The sequence below is a fragment of the Mycobacterium sp. genome (genome assembly GCF_046091765.1).
GTDB lineage: Bacteria > Actinomycetota > Actinomycetes > Mycobacteriales > Mycobacteriaceae > Mycobacterium.
In genome coordinates this window covers 1-13,605 of record NZ_JBJTCF010000083.1, presented here as the reverse complement: position 1 = coordinate 13,605, position 13,605 = coordinate 1, and the positions used below count along the sequence as shown (strand labels likewise).

At 71.4% G+C, this 13,605-nt stretch carries 12 protein-coding genes and 1 pseudogene; 7 read left to right on the top strand and 6 right to left on the bottom strand.

The features are described 5' to 3' along the window. The first annotated feature begins 16 nt into the window (after positions 1–16). Positions 17–1,207, top strand: a complete 1,191-nt coding sequence (locus tag ACKOB8_RS08680; RefSeq protein ID WP_526376807.1) for an acyl-CoA dehydrogenase family protein — start codon at positions 17–19, stop codon at positions 1,205–1,207. Between the two features lie 4 nt (positions 1,208–1,211). On the opposite strand, the gene ACKOB8_RS08675 is transcribed toward ACKOB8_RS08680, so the two are convergent. Continuing rightward, positions 1,212–2,276, bottom strand: coding sequence for an NAD(P)H-dependent amine dehydrogenase family protein (locus ACKOB8_RS08675; RefSeq protein WP_526376806.1), 1,065 nt, complete (start codon positions 2,274–2,276; stop codon positions 1,212–1,214). 50 nt (positions 2,277–2,326) lie between these two features. On the opposite strand from ACKOB8_RS08675, the gene ACKOB8_RS08670 reads away from it, so the two are divergent. Beyond that, on the top strand, positions 2,327–3,427 hold the full coding sequence (locus ACKOB8_RS08670; RefSeq protein WP_526376805.1) for an alpha-hydroxy acid oxidase: 1,101 nt from the start codon (positions 2,327–2,329) through the stop codon (positions 3,425–3,427). Positions 3,428–3,447: 20 nt separating this feature from the next. Then, positions 3,448–4,638, top strand: a complete 1,191-nt coding sequence (locus ACKOB8_RS08665) for a thiolase family protein (protein ID WP_526376804.1) — start codon at positions 3,448–3,450, stop codon at positions 4,636–4,638. Positions 4,639–4,716: 78 nt separating this feature from the next. Here ACKOB8_RS08665 and ACKOB8_RS08660 read toward each other — a convergent pair. Then, positions 4,717–6,345 (bottom strand): annotated as a pseudogene (locus ACKOB8_RS08660) (long-chain fatty acid--CoA ligase); the annotation flags it as partial. A gap of 46 nt (positions 6,346–6,391) precedes the next feature. Between ACKOB8_RS08660 and ACKOB8_RS08655 the strand changes: the two are divergent. After that, on the top strand, positions 6,392–6,778 hold the full coding sequence (locus ACKOB8_RS08655; protein ID WP_526376803.1) for a hypothetical protein: 387 nt from the start codon (positions 6,392–6,394) through the stop codon (positions 6,776–6,778). A gap of 7 nt (positions 6,779–6,785) precedes the next feature. On the opposite strand, the gene ACKOB8_RS08650 is transcribed toward ACKOB8_RS08655, so the two are convergent. Together ACKOB8_RS08650 and ACKOB8_RS08645 are read right to left on the bottom strand one after the other, a co-directional pair. Next, entirely contained in the window at positions 6,786–7,799 is a 1,014-nt protein-coding gene (locus ACKOB8_RS08650) for a YncE family protein (RefSeq protein ID WP_526376802.1), read from the bottom strand. A gap of 352 nt (positions 7,800–8,151) precedes the next feature. Next, entirely contained in the window at positions 8,152–9,156 is a 1,005-nt protein-coding gene (locus ACKOB8_RS08645; protein WP_526376801.1) for an oxygenase MpaB family protein, read from the bottom strand. A 106-nt stretch (positions 9,157–9,262) separates the two neighbouring features. Between ACKOB8_RS08645 and ACKOB8_RS08640 the strand changes: the two genes are divergently transcribed. Further along, positions 9,263–10,432, top strand: a complete 1,170-nt coding sequence (locus tag ACKOB8_RS08640) for a cytochrome P450 (protein ID WP_526376800.1) — start codon at positions 9,263–9,265, stop codon at positions 10,430–10,432. A 90-nt stretch (positions 10,433–10,522) separates the two neighbouring features. Here the strand turns inward: ACKOB8_RS08640 and ACKOB8_RS08635 are convergent, their stop codons facing one another. After that, positions 10,523–10,888, bottom strand: coding sequence for a hemophore-related protein (locus ACKOB8_RS08635; RefSeq protein WP_526376799.1), 366 nt, complete (start codon positions 10,886–10,888; stop codon positions 10,523–10,525). Between the two features lie 137 nt (positions 10,889–11,025). On the opposite strand from ACKOB8_RS08635, the gene ACKOB8_RS08630 reads away from it, so the two are divergent. Continuing rightward, positions 11,026–11,307, top strand: coding sequence for a hypothetical protein (locus ACKOB8_RS08630; protein WP_526376798.1), 282 nt, complete (start codon positions 11,026–11,028; stop codon positions 11,305–11,307). A 28-nt stretch (positions 11,308–11,335) separates the two neighbouring features. Here the strand turns inward: ACKOB8_RS08630 and ACKOB8_RS08625 are convergent, their stop codons facing one another. Continuing rightward, on the bottom strand, positions 11,336–12,802 hold the full coding sequence (locus tag ACKOB8_RS08625; protein WP_526376797.1) for an alpha-L-fucosidase: 1,467 nt from the start codon (positions 12,800–12,802) through the stop codon (positions 11,336–11,338). 224 nt (positions 12,803–13,026) lie between these two features. Here ACKOB8_RS08625 and ACKOB8_RS08620 point away from each other — a divergent pair, with 224 nt between their 5' ends. After that, positions 13,027–13,527, top strand: a complete 501-nt coding sequence (locus ACKOB8_RS08620; protein ID WP_526376796.1) for a response regulator transcription factor — start codon at positions 13,027–13,029, stop codon at positions 13,525–13,527. Positions 13,528–13,605: the final 78 nt, after the last annotated feature.

The following is a 13,605-nucleotide window of genomic DNA, read 5'->3' as shown; positions in this document are numbered from 1 at the left end:
AACACTCAGTCAAGAGATGGACGGGACGGCCATGTACGCGTTGACCGCAGAGGACATCCGCATCCGCGACACCGCCCGCGATTTCGTCGAGACCCTGATCCCCCACGAGGTCGAGGCCGAACTGGCCGGCGGGCAGCTGCCCGACGACCTGGTCCACGCCCACCGCAAACGCGCGATCGAGCTCGGGATCTACGCGGCGAACATGCCGGCCTCGGTGGGCGGCCCGGGATTCACTGCGCTGCAGCAGGTTCTGGTGCAGGAGCAGGTCGGCCGGGTCACCAACGCGCTGGCCTGGGTGGTGCACACGCCCCCGCAGTGGTGGGTCGAGGTGGCCACCGACTATCAGCGTGAGCGCTGGCTGGAGCCGACCGTGCGCGGCGAGATGCACGAGACCTACGCGATCACCGAGGAATTCGCCGGCTCGGACGTCTCCGCCCTGGAGGCGACCGCGCACCGCGACGGTGGCGATTACGTCATCAACGGAGTGAAGTGGCACGTCACCTCGTTCAACCTCGCCGACTACGTGTTCGTGCAGGCCCGGTTGGTCGGCGGTGCACACGACGGCGATCACGTGCTGCTGGTGGTCGACCTGCCCAGCCCGGGCGTAGAGGTGGTGCGCACACCGCAGTACTCGCACAACATCGCCGACGAGCACCCGATCGTGTCCTTCACCGACGTGCGCGTGCCGGCGACGCACCTGGTGGGTGCCGAGGGTGAGGGCATGACGTTCACCCAGGACTGGTTCCGCTTCGAGCGGATCATGGTCGCCTCGCGCTGCGTGGGTGCCGCCCAGCGGCTGGTGGAGGAGACCACCGCCTTCGCCCGCGAGCGGATCGTCGACGGCAAGCCCCTGGGCGAGCACCAACTGGTGGCCGGCATGCTCGCCGACAGCGCCACCGAACTGTTCGCCGCGCGCAGCCTGCTCTACGAGGTGGCCCGCGGCATCGACGCCGGGCTGGACCGCAAGGTGCTGCACGGCCAGGCGTCGATGGCCAAGCTGTACTGCTCGGAGATGGCCGGGCGGGTGGCCGATCGCGCCGTACAGATCTTCGGCGGCCGCGGGTACATGCGCGAGAACGTCGCCGAGCGGATGTTCCGCGAGTTGCGCGTCGAGCGGATATGGGAGGGCGCCAGCGAGATCCAGCGGGTCATCATCGGCCGTCAGTTGATGCTGCGCGGACCGCAGGCGGTGCTCGACCCGCGCTGAGAGCTCAGCTCGGGCGCGACAGCAGTGGGGCGGCCCGCCCGGTCAGCGGCGGCAGGTCGAAGAACCCCTTGATCCCCGGCTCGGCCGCGCAGGTGGCCGGGATGGCGTTGACGCAGTGCGCGGCGGTGGCCACGATGCCCGGGTTGCTCTGCAATCCTTCCTCGACGCTCTCGGGCTGCCAGCCCTTGACGGTGACGAAGGTGCTGGGGTTGCCGCGCACCTCCATCTCGTAGCGTTCGCCGGCCGGGCCGAACGACCACGGCGGGTCGAGGTTCTCCTCGCCCATCAGCCAGTTGACCGCGACCCGCACCACCACCGTGTTGGTGACCACCGCGTCCCAGCAGAACCGCCGCGCGGCCACCTCGCCGGGGGCGATCACCCCGATCGGCGAGTCGATCGGCGCGGCGGCCACCGCCACCTGCTGGCTGGTGCGGATCATCGGGTCGGCGGCGAAGCCGAGCCGGTCGACGACCAGTCGCACCGATTGGAAGAACCCGCCGTCGAGCAGTTTCTGCATCGGCCCGCGCAGCGCGTTCTCCGGGGTGCCCCCGAACCCCATCACGTGGCGCAGCACGTCGGGGGCGCCGTAGGTGCGCAGATCGGAGAACTCCTCGGCGCGCACGTGGGTGATACCGGTGGACATCACCGACAGCAGCAGCGGGAACAGTTCGGTGGCCGCCCCCGGTCCGATGCCCGCGCCGTGCAGGGTGGCGTTGCCCTCCCGGGCGGCGGCCTCCAGTGGTGCGGCCTCCGCCGCCGACGGGTAGAACCAGCCCAGCGGGCTGACCACGTTCTTGCCCGACCGCAGCAGCGCCGCCACCTCCTCGGCGTTGGGCAGCAGCGGGGCGTAGACCACCGCGTCGGCGTCCAGCGCGAGGATCTCCTCGATGCTGCCGGTGGCGCTGACCCCCAGCGGACCGGTGCCGACGAGCTCCCCGACGTCTTTGCCCGCCTTGGCTTTCGCGTGCACCCAGCACCCGGCCAGTTCCAGGTCAGGATGCTCGAGCACGGCTTTGATCGCGGCCCGGCCGACCGACCCGGTGGCCCACTGCACCACTCGAAGTGTCACACCGTCAGAGTAAGCCGCTCATGGATCCGCCAGAGGGTAGTTTCGGCCCGGTGAGCAGTGCACCCGATGGCGCACCCGATCTTGCGCAGCTGGTCTGCTACGACGACTTCCTCCGGGTGGCCCGAGCCCGGCTGGATCCGATGACCTACGACTACTACCGCTCGGGGGCGCTGCGCGAGTCGACCCTCGCCGAGAACGAACGGGCCTGGAATCACTGGGTGTTCCGCCGCCGCAACCTGGTCGGCGTCGCCGACATCGACACGAGCGCGACCGTGCTCGGCCACCGGCTGACGTTCCCGGTCATCGTCGGACCGACCGCCTTCCACCGGCTGGCCGACCCCGGGGGCGAGGTCGCCACGGCGCGGGCCGCGGCCGCGGCCGGCACGGTGATGGTCGCCTCGACGTTGGCGACGATGTCGCTGGAGGACGTCGCGGCGACCGGTGTGCCGCGGTGGTTCCAGCTCTACGTGTTCGCCGACCGGGGCCTGACCCGCGAACTGGTGGACCGGGCCGTGGCGGCCGGATACACCGCGCTGGTGCCCACCGTCGACACCCCGACCGTGGGCATCCGGTACGCCGACCAGCGCAACCGGTTCGCCCTGCCGCCGGGTATGCAGATGGCCAACGTCATGCACACGCTGGATCCCGACCTGGCCGCGTCGGGTTCGGCCCTGCGGGCCTTCAGCGCACAGTTCGACCAATCGCTGACCTGGTCGGACATCGAGTGGTTGGCCGGCCTGAGCGAGTTGCCCGTCCTGCCCAAGGGGGTCACCCATCCCGACGACGCGCGCGCCGCGCTGAGCGTCGGGGCCGCCGGGGTCATCGTGTCCAACCACGGCGGGCGCCAACTCGACGGCGAACCGGGCACCGCCGACGTGCTCACCGGTGTGGTCGACGCGGTCGGCGACGCCGGCGTGGTGTTGGTGGACGGGGGTATCCGCAGCGGCACCGACGCGGTCAAGGCGAAGGCTCTGGGAGCCGCGGCCGTGCTGATCGGTCGTCCCGTCCTGTGGGCGCTGGCTGCCGGTGGGCAGGCCGGGGTCGAGCGTATGCTCACCCTGCTCTGCGACGAGGTGGCCGACACCCTGCGCCAACTCGGGGTGCCGCGGCTGGCCGAGGTCGGATCCGGCGCCGTCATGCGACGGCCCTGAAGGGGTACGGAAGGTCTGTGATGGGTAACAACGTTTTCGTCGTCGGGGTCGGGATGACCAAGTTCGAGAAGCCCGGCCGCCGCGAGGGCTGGGATTACCCGGACATGGCACGCGAGTCGGGCACCAACGCGCTCGCCGATGCCGGGGTGGACTACACCGACGTCGAGCAGGGCTTCGTGGGCTACGTCGCCGGGGATTCCACCTGCGGGCAGCGCGCGCTCTACGAACTGGGCATGACCGGCATCCCGGTCGTCAACGTCAACAACAACTGCTCGACCGGGTCCACCGCGCTGTACCAGGCCGCGCAGGCCATCCGCGGCGGGCTGGCCGACTGCGTGCTGGCGCTGGGGTTCGAGAAGATGGCGCCCGGCTCGCTCGGCGGCGGGGCCGAGGACCGCGAGTCCCCGCTGCGCCGCCACATCAAAGCGCTCGCCGAGATCGACGAGCTGGCCTTCCCGGTCGCCCCGTGGATGTTCGGTGCGGCCGGGCGGGAGTACATGCGCACCTACGGCGCGACCGCCGAGCACTTCGCGAAGATCGGCTACAAGAACCACAAGCACTCGGTGAACAATCCCTACGCGCAGTTCCAGGAGGAGTACAGCCTCGAGGACATCCTGGCGGCGAAGATGATCTCCGACCCGCTGACCAAGCTGCAGTGCTCGCCGACCTCGGACGGGTCGGCGGCGGCGGTGCTGGCCTCGGAGGCGTTCGTGGAATCGCGCGGGCTGGCCGGCCGCGCGGTGCAGATCGTCGGCCAGGCGATGACCACCGACTTCGCCTCCACCTTCGACGGCTCGGCGAAGAACATCATCGGCTACGACATGAACGTGCAAGCTGCCCGGAAGGTGTACGACCAGAGCGGGCTCGGCCCGGCCGATTTCCAGGTGATCGAGTTGCACGACTGCTTCTCGGCCAACGAGCTGCTGCTCTACGAGGCGCTCGGGCTGTGCGGTGAGGGTGAGGCGCCCAAGCTCATCGACGACGAGGACACGACCTACGGCGGGCGCTGGGTGGTCAACCCCTCCGGCGGGCTGATCTCCAAAGGCCACCCGCTGGGGGCGACCGGGCTGGCCCAGTGCGCGGAGCTGACCTGGCAGCTGCGCGGTGACGCCGACGCCCGCCAGGTGCCCGCGGTGAGCGCCGCGCTGCAGCACAACATCGGCCTCGGCGGGGCCGCCGTGGTCACCGCCTACCAGCGCGCCGAGCGCTGAGCGCCCCTCCCGTTCCCCCCGCGAGCAGACGCCAACGACCCCGACACGCCCTGCGTGCGGGGTGGGTTGGGGCGGCTCGCCCGAGAGGGTGACCACCTCGTAGGCGCCGTCGGCGTGGCGGGCGCGGATGGTTTTCTTGTCGTACTTGCCGACGCTGGTGCGCGGGATCTCCTCGATGAAGGCCCACCGCTCGGGCAGCCACCACTTGACGACCTTCTCGGCCAGATAGTCGCGCAGCTGCGCCGGGGTGACGCCGGCCCCCTCGTGCGGCACCACTACCGCCAGCGGCCGCTCCTGCCAGCGCGGGTCGGGCACGCCCACCACGGCGGCCTCGCGCACCAGCGGGTGGGCGATGAGGTGGTTCTCCAGCTCCACCGAGGAGATCCACTCCCCGCCGGACTTGATGACGTCCTTGGCCCGGTCGGTGAGCGTGATGTAGCCCTGCGGGTCGATGCGGCCCACGTCGCCGGTGCGCAGCCAGGCCGAGGCGAACTTCGACGGGTCGGTGTTGCGGTAGTAGGACCCGGTGATCCACGGCCCGCGGACCTCCAGCTCGCCGACCGCGACGTTGTCGTGCGGCAGCACCCCGCCGTGGTCGTCGACGATGCGGGTCTCCACCCCGCACATCGCCCGGCCCTGGGTGGCGCGGACCTCCCACTCGCGCTCCGGCGGGGTGCCCGGCGCCGGGCGGGCGACCGTCGCCATCGGCGAGGTCTCGGTCATCCCCCACAGCTGGCAGATCTGCACGCCGTAGCGCTGCTCGAAGACTTGCATCAGCGACACCGGCACCGCCGATCCCCCGCACACCACCAGCCGCAGCGAGGAGATGTCGTGGCCCGGCTCGCGGTCCAGGTAGGTCATCAGGTCGTTCCAGATGGTCGGCACCGCCCCGGCCACCGTCGGGCGCTGGGTCTCGATCAGCCGCACCAGTGAGGCGGGGTCCATGAAGCGGTCCGGCAGCACCAGATCCGCGCCGGCCATCAGCGCCGCGTAGGGCAGACCCCACGCGTTGGCGTGGAACATCGGCACCACCGGCAGCGCCTTGTCGGCGAAGCTCAGCCCCATCCCGTTGCCGGCGCACACCGCCATCGAGTGCAGGTAGCTCGACCGGTGGGCGTACACCACGCCCTTGGGGTGGCCGGTGGTGCCGCTGGTGTAACACATTGCCGCAGCGGAGTTCTCGTCGACGTCGGGCCACTCGAAGGTGTCGGGCTGGCCGGCGGTGATCTCGTGGTAGCGCAGCACCCGCTTGCCGGAGGCCTCCAGCGGGGCGAGGTCGCCGGCGCCGACGGCGATCACGGTGTGCACGGTCTCCAGTTTGGGCAGCACCGGGGCGAGCACCGGGGTCAGCGACAGGTCGGCGATGAGCACCTGGTCCTCGGCCTCGTAGGCGACGAACTCGATTTGCTCGGGGAACAGCCGGATGTTGAGGGTGTGCAGCACCGCCCCCATCGAGGGCACCGCGACGTAGGCCTCCAGGTGCTCCTGGTTGTTCCACATGAAGGTGGCGACCCGCTGGTCGGAGTCGATACCCAGCCCGCGCAGCGCGTGCGCCAGCCGCGCGGCCTGGCGGCCCAGCTCGCGGTAGGTCGCCGAGCGGAACCCGTCGCCGGTGGCGGTGGTCACGGTGCGCTCGGCGTGCACCTCGGTGGCGTAGCGCAGGATCGCCGCGATCGTCAACGGGGGGTTCTGCATGGTGCTCTGCACGGGGACCGCCTCCACTCGCCAGGACCGGATGTGCCAACCTGGGCGAATGGTATCCCCGCACGCGCCGCGCAACGATCGGGTGGGTCCCGGCGATAGCAGGGGTATGACGGTGCGAACCTGGGCGGCACGGGCGGCAACGGCGCTGGCCGCGGCCGGCGCGATCCTGGCCGGGCCGGCCGGGCCGGCTCACGCCGAGGAGTCCGCGCAGGACACCATCAGCAAGCTCCAGCAGCAGGGCTACGTGGTGACCCTCGACAAGATCGGCACCGGCCCGCTGTCCAAGTGTCAGGTGCTCAGCGTGCGCAACCCGCAGACGGTCACCCAGTGGGTGCCCTTCGTGGGTCCGGGGCTGGGCAGCGCCGACGGCAACTTCCTGGTGCCGGCGGTGACCAGCCGGACCATCTCGGTGTCGCTGGACTGCTCCGCGCGCTAGGACCCGGTCAGGCCGCGAGCGCGGTCAGGGTGCCGTCGTAGCCGGCGACGTAGAGGCAGCTGCGGTCGGCGCTGAGCGCCACGCAGGACACCGGCGCGCCGATGTCGATGCGGTCGAGGACCCGGCGGGTGTCGGCGTCGAGGACGACCACCCGGTCGTCGCCGGCCAGATACACCCGGTCCGAGCCGAGCACCAGCTGCAGCGACAGCCCGCCGGCGGCGACCGTGTCGATGACCCGGCCGGTGGCCGAGTCGGCGACGGTGAGCACCCCGCCCAGCCCGCTCTTCCAGCCGGTGGCGAAGATCCGCCGGCCGTCGCGGTGCACGGCGATGTCACCGATCGAGGCACCCAACGTCACGGTGTTGGCCACCCGCTCGGCGTGCGGGTCGACCCCGAGCAGCAGCCCGGCGCACGGGGTGCGCAGCGCGCCGTACAGTCGCGACCCCTCGGCGTCGATGCGCAGCGCGTCCAGGCTCGCGTCGGCCGCGCGGGACACCGGGATGGTGGTGAGGGCACCGCTCTCGACGTCGACGACGGCGATGTCGGAGCGCTCCTCGCCGCGGCGGGCCAGGTACAGCAGCTCCCCGCCGGGGCTGACGGCCATGCCGGCCACACTCAGCCCGACCTCGCGGGCGCCCAGCACGGCACCGGACGGGAGGTCGACGGCGATCACCTGGTCGCCCTCGACGCAGGCGGAGCTGACATACGCGCGGTCGGCCACGGCCACCACGCCGGGCTCGGCGACCTCGACGGTGGCGCGCGGGGTGAGCGTCGCGACGTCGAGGATCGAGACCGCGTCGGCGGCGCGGTGCGCGGCCACCAGGTGGCGGCCGTCGGCGCTGACGGTCATGTCGGTGATCGCCCCGGGCAGCGCGGTGAGCCGACCGGTGGCGGGACGCACGGCCGGGACGGCCACGGGCCGCGCCGGAAGCAGGTCGCGGATCGCGGTGGGCAGCGCGGCCATCCACAGCGAATCGGTCGGCCTTTCGGCCAGGGTGGCGGCACCTTGGGTGTACGCCATGGCGGTATTCACCTCCGTCGGGCGAACGGCGCAGCCGGTCCACCGATGCAGCGGTGTGAGCAGCTCTGCCCCGTCACGACCCGGTAATTGGGTAATCGGGAAAAATCTAGTCGGCCTTAGCGCCGGACACTCCTATTCTAGCGGGATCGGCCGACCCCCAACGCCGGCAGCGAGCGCAGCCGGTGCCCTCACCGCAGCGCCTCAACCCCGCTCGCGCGGCCCTGAGCAGGTCAAACGGGGTGCGCCCCGGGTCAGGTGCTGAGACCCACCGCGGCGGCCCGCGGCAAAGAGGCGTAGGTCACAGGCGAAGATCACAGCAGTCCCCCGCCGCGGCCGGAGTGTCGCCGTGGCGCTACAGCGCGCGCTCGACGGCCTCGCGGCTGCGCACCGGGTCGCTGCCGGCGACGTAGGCCGGGTCGGTGTGCGCGACGGCGGTGCCGCCGGCCACCCGGCGGCGGGCCTGGCGGAACTCGCGCAGCGGACCCATCGCGGCCTGGGTGGTGTTGAGGGCCGCCCACGTGGCGGCGCGACGCGCGGCGCGTTCCACCGGGTGCGGCGGGCGGTAGAACACCATCTCGGCGGCCCAGTCGGGCATCGCGTCGCGGATGGCCCAGTCGAAGAACTTGACCGCCACCGGTGCGTCGGGGTTGTCCATCAGCGCCGCGCCGGTGGTCATCGCCGCGCCGTGGGTCAGCGCCAGCCGCGGCAGGTAGGACTTCAGGCAGTCCAGGGTGTCGGCCTTGGTGGCGGGCAGGTCGGTGCCGCCCAGGGCGTGGCCGACCCGCACGAACTCGCCGTAGTAGCGGTCGATGTCCTCCACCGGGGCGGGGTGATACATCTCGTGGGCGGTGGCGATGCCCCACACCACGGTGGCGTAGTTCCAGCGCAACCAGTCCGGGTCGTCGGCGTCGTAGGCCAGCCCGTCGGGGCGCACACCCTTGATGGTGTGGTGCATGGAGCGCACGATCTGCGCGAGCTTCTCGGCGGTGTCGGTGGACCCGTAGGCGGTGCCGATGAAGAACGCCACCGAGTGGCCCAGCCGGACCTGGGCGCCCTCCAAGTCGAAGCGCCCGGTCGGGGTGCCGTCCTCGGCGCGCTCGACCACCCGCGAGTGATCCGAGCCCATCCAGTAGATGCTGGGGTCCAGCCGCTCCATGAACGCCGCGCACTGCAGCCCGAAGATCAGCGCCGAGGTGTGCGCGTGCACGTGCCACACCGCGCTGCGCGGCCCGAACCAGCCCGGGTCCCCGGCCGGTCCGGCGAACTCCAGGCCCCGGAAGAAGCGGCCGCGCACGTCGCGGTCGAAGTCCGACCGCACCTTGTGCTCGAGCAGCTGATGCGGCAGCAGAAGCTTCATCGCGCTGCTCCTTTCACCCCGCAGAACCCCTGCTACGAAAATAACACCGCCCGCCGGCCCAGCAAACACGGCGCGGGCGGCGCGGGGTTTCAGTAGTTTTGCGCTGATGACCCCGCACCTGCCGTTCCCCCAGCCCGACCCGCTGCACGCCGGGCCGCAGCTGCTGGCGCTGCGCGGGGCCGGGCCGATCCACCGGGTGCGCACCCCCGTCGGCGACGAGGCGTGGCTGGTCACCGGGTACGCCGAGGTGCGCGCGCTGATGGACGACGAGCGGCTGGGCCGTTCGCACTGCACGCCGCAGACCGCTCCGCGCAGCCGGGCCTCGGCGCTGTTCGGCGGGCCGATCGGCGACTTCGACGACGAGCCCGCCGGCCACCAGCGGATGCGATCGCTGCTGCAGCCGCACTTCTCCCCGCGCCACCTGCGCGAGTTGCAGCCCCGGGTGCAGGCGCTGACCACCGGGCTGCTCGACGCGCTGGAGCGCCACGGCCCGCCCGCCGACCTGCACGCCGCGCTCGCCCTGCCGCTGCCGGTGCTGGTGATCTGCGAGTTGCTCGGGGTGCCCTACGACGAGCGCGACCGCTTCCGGGTGTGGGTGGACGCCGCCGCCTTCGACCCCGACCCGGGGCAGTCCGGGCAGGGGCTGGCCGCGCTGGTGGACTACGGCGTCGGGCTGGTCGCGGCCAAACGCGCCCATCCCGGCGACGACGTGATCTCGCGGCTGTGCGTCCACGAGGACCTCGCCGACGTGGAGATCGCCGCGCTGACGATGTTCCTGCTCTTCGCCGGGTATGAGACCACCGTCGTGCAGATCTGGCTGCAGGCGGTGCAGTTGCTCAGCAACCGCTCCCGCTGGGAGCAGCTGTGCGCCGAGCCCGCGCTGATCCCCGCGGCCGACGAGGAGCTGCTGCGGGCCTGCCTGGTCGGCGGGGTGGGCATCCCGCGCTACGCGCGCGCGGACATCGACGTCGCCGGGGTCACCATCGGCGAGGGTGAGCTGGTGCTGCTCGACCCGGGCTCGGCCAACCACGACCCGTCGGCGTTCCCCGATCCCGACGCCGTGGACTTCGCCCGCCGCGGCGCGCCGCACCTGTCCTTCGGCTACGGCGCCAGGTACTGCCTGGGAGCGCCGCTGGCCCGTCTGGAGCTCAATACGGTGTTCTCCCAACTGATTCCGCGCTTCCCCACGCTGCGGATGACCGCGCCGCTCGGGTCGCTGACGATCAACTCCGAGGCGCTGGGGGCCGGGCTCGTCGAGCTGCCGGTGCAGTGGTGAGTGGACGCCGACGGCCCGCAGGAACACACCGAGGACATCACACACGAGTCCGGCCCTGCGCGGGGCAGGGCCGGTGCGGCGATCCTCCGATCAGAGCACGCCCAGGTGCAGGTGCTCGTCGGGGATGTTGCAGCGGTCGCGCAGAGCGAAGGCCGGCCCGCGGATGGCGTTGATTTCGGCCTGGGTCTGCGGGTTGGCAGCCAGATAACCCTGGATCTGACTCTGCGCGTCGGAACGGCTCAGCCCGTCCACGCTGGTGAAGACGTTGTTCACGTCGGGGTGGGTGAACAGGTAGGCGGCCATGGCGGTCGCCACCTGGCCCTCCACCGCGGCGATGTCACCGGCGGAACAACCCGGACCGGGGTAGGCGACCGCCGGTGCGGCCAGGCCGAGAAGAAGGGCGCCGGAGCCCGCAACTGCTGCCACCGTGCGACGCGCCGAGAAGATGAGTGTCATGGGACTCCCTGGTGTCGTGATCCGCGATCCGCCTATCACCTTAGGGCAGAGACCTTCCACTCGCGAGGGCGGAACCGACTCGGTAGAATCGAGGCAAACCCACGAGTTTGACCACATCGACGCAGGGAAACGATCACATGAACCGAACGCGACAGTTCCTGGCTCTTCTCGCCTTCAGCATCGGCACCGCAGCCGCCCTGCTCGTCGCACCGACGGCCGCCGCCGATCCCGACGGCGGCGGCGGACCCAACAACCCGCTGCTGCCCAGTTGCGAGCAGGAGGGCGGAAACATCATCAGCGGGAGCGCCACCGACTGCGCTGAGGCCGGCAACTCCCAGATCACCGCGTCTCCCGGCATGCTGGGCGAGGGATACGGCGGATACGGCGGGTACGGATTCGGCATGGGATTCGGCTGGTAGTTATGCCAGCGGGGCGCGGCTGAGCCGATCAGCCGCGGGCCGGGCGCAGGCCCGGGCCGATGGCCAGCACGTGCGCCGGGGACACCGGCAACCGTTCGGGTAGGCGCACGCTGAGCGTCCCCTCCTCCACCCGCCAGTCCAGCGGCTCGTCGAGGCCCAGCAGACGCACCTCCCCGACCCCGGAGGCATCCACACCGCGGAGGGCGAATTCGCGCTCGGGCACGTCGAGCATGATCGCGTGGACCGCGTCCTCGCCGCGGGTGAAGCGCACCGCGGCCCCGGCGGTGGTGGTGGCCTCGGCCCGCTCCCAGGGCCGGGTGCGATAGATCGCCTCGCCGTTGACGCGCAGCCAGGCGCCCAGCCCGCGCAGCGGGGTGAGCTGTTCGTCGGGCAAGCGACCGTATTCGTCGGGGCCGATGCCGATGAGCAGGTTGCCGTTCTTGGCGACGATGTCGGCGAAGGAGCGCACCAGTTCGGTCGCGGTGACGATGTCCTCGGGGCGCTCGTTGCGGTTGGCGCCGAAGGAGTGCCCGACCCCGCGGGTGGACTCGAACTTCTTGTCCTGCACCTCCTCGAAGGAGGCGTACTCCGGGGTGCGGATGTCGTAGTGGTTCTCCGCCGGGAAGGTCAGGCTCTTGTAGCGGTCGGGGATGAGTGCCCAGAACCGTTGCAGCGCAGTGCCGCCCAGCCGCGCGAGGGCGTCGGTGACCGCCCCGCGGTGCACGGTCGGCTCGATCCAGCGGTCGTTGATCACCCCGTCGGGCACGGCGTTGTAATAGTCGGCGAACAGCGCCGGCAGATCCCCCCCGGCGGGCCAGCAGATGTCGTTCCACAGCACCGAGGGCCGGTAGCGCTCGATGAGTTCGCGCACGTGCGCGCTGGCGTAGGCGACGTAGTCGGGGGTGTGCGGCACGGCCAGGAAAACATCAGCCGGGTTGCTCAGCAGCGCGTCGTTGTAGGGCCAGTCATAGCCCCCGGAGTAGTACAGGCCCATGCGCATGCCGGCGTCGAGCACCGCGGCGCGCAGGTCCCCGACGATGTCGCGCCGGGCGTGGTAGCGGCCCTTGCGCGGGTGCTCATAGGCGCTGGGCCACAGGCAGAACCCGTCGTGGTGCTTGGTGGTCAGCACCACATAGCCCGCCCCGGCGTCGCGGCACACCGCGGCGATGGCGGCCATGTCGGCCCCGGCGGTGCCGGCGTCGAAGGTGGCGATGAAGTCGTCGTAGTCCGCGTCGGGCCCGTAGGTCTGGCGCTGATGGACCCAGGTGGGGCTGCCCTGCAGCCGGCTGCTGTTCAGATACCACTCGGCATACGGGTTCTCCCGCAGCATCTGCGCCGGGCCGCGGTCCTTGAGCAGCTCCTGGATGTCGGGCAGCTGCGGTGCCCAGCCGGGCACCGAGTACAGACCCCAGTGCAGGAACACCCCCAGCTTGGCGTCGTCATACCAGCCCGGCAGCGGGTGGGTGGCCACCGATTCCCAGGACGGGGTGTACATTGGGCCAAGGATAGGGGGTGGGTTGCACACACCCCCGACCACGCACCGAGCGTGCACACAGATCGCCATTTCGCGCCCCGGGATTCTCTGGGCGCACGCTCGCCAGTCGACGGGACACCCTGCTGTTGGGAATTCCCCGGCGTATCAAGGCCGCAACACCGTTGTCCGGGTCAAGGCCGAGGCGACTGCCCACTCCGAGCGCTGGGCGAATTCACCCCCGGGCGGTGCACGTCGATCCGATCACGCCGATCATGTTGCGGCCCAAACCGATCCGCGCCCTGAACTGGGCATGGACCGGGCGGCTCAAAGAGGCGTGGAGCGAGCTGACCGACGTGTGGAACGGCTGCGCCTTCGAGCGGGCGCGCACCCAGCTGCTGGTGGGCCAGCTGCAGCGCCGCCGGCGGCGCACCCAGCCGGCGCGCGCCGCCCTCAACGCCGCCGCGGCCGTCTTCGAGGAGCTGGGTAGCCCGCTGTGGGCAGGCCACGCCCAACGCGAGCTGCACCGGCTGGAACGGCGCGCCGCCGGCGGCGAGCTCACCGAGACCGAACGCCAGGTCGCCGAGCACGCAGCCGCGGGCATGACCAACAATGAAATCGCCGCGGTGCTCTACATCTCAGCCAAAACCGTGGAGATGCACCTGTCCAGCGCCTACCGCAAACTCGGCGTGCGCTCGCGCACCCAGCTCGTGGAACGGTTGCGCGAGAACGGGTTCAGCGGGCGCTGAGGGAGGCATCGTCGTGACGCAGATGACAACCCGGCTGGCCGGCGCGGCTGTGGCGGTGGGCCTGTGCGTGGCCGGGCT

Excerpts from the sequence above, each read along its gene's own strand:
- ACKOB8_RS08680 (WP_526376807.1), top strand. The coding sequence starts at position 17 with ATGGACGGGACGGCCATGTACGCGTTGACCGCAGAGGACATCCGCATC.
- ACKOB8_RS08665 (WP_526376804.1), top strand. The coding sequence starts at position 3,448 with ATGGGTAACAACGTTTTCGTCGTCGGGGTCGGGATGACCAAGTTCGAG.
- ACKOB8_RS08655 (WP_526376803.1), top strand. The coding sequence starts at position 6,392 with ATGGTATCCCCGCACGCGCCGCGCAACGATCGGGTGGGTCCCGGCGAT.
- ACKOB8_RS08650 (WP_526376802.1), bottom strand. The coding sequence starts at position 7,799 with ATGGCGTACACCCAAGGTGCCGCCACCCTGGCCGAAAGGCCGACCGAT.
- ACKOB8_RS08645 (WP_526376801.1), bottom strand. The coding sequence starts at position 9,156 with ATGAAGCTTCTGCTGCCGCATCAGCTGCTCGAGCACAAGGTGCGGTCG.
- ACKOB8_RS08640 (WP_526376800.1), top strand. The coding sequence starts at position 9,263 with ATGACCCCGCACCTGCCGTTCCCCCAGCCCGACCCGCTGCACGCCGGG.
- ACKOB8_RS08635 (WP_526376799.1), bottom strand. The coding sequence starts at position 10,888 with ATGACACTCATCTTCTCGGCGCGTCGCACGGTGGCAGCAGTTGCGGGC.
- ACKOB8_RS08630 (WP_526376798.1), top strand. The coding sequence starts at position 11,026 with ATGAACCGAACGCGACAGTTCCTGGCTCTTCTCGCCTTCAGCATCGGC.
- ACKOB8_RS08625 (WP_526376797.1), bottom strand. The coding sequence starts at position 12,802 with ATGTACACCCCGTCCTGGGAATCGGTGGCCACCCACCCGCTGCCGGGC.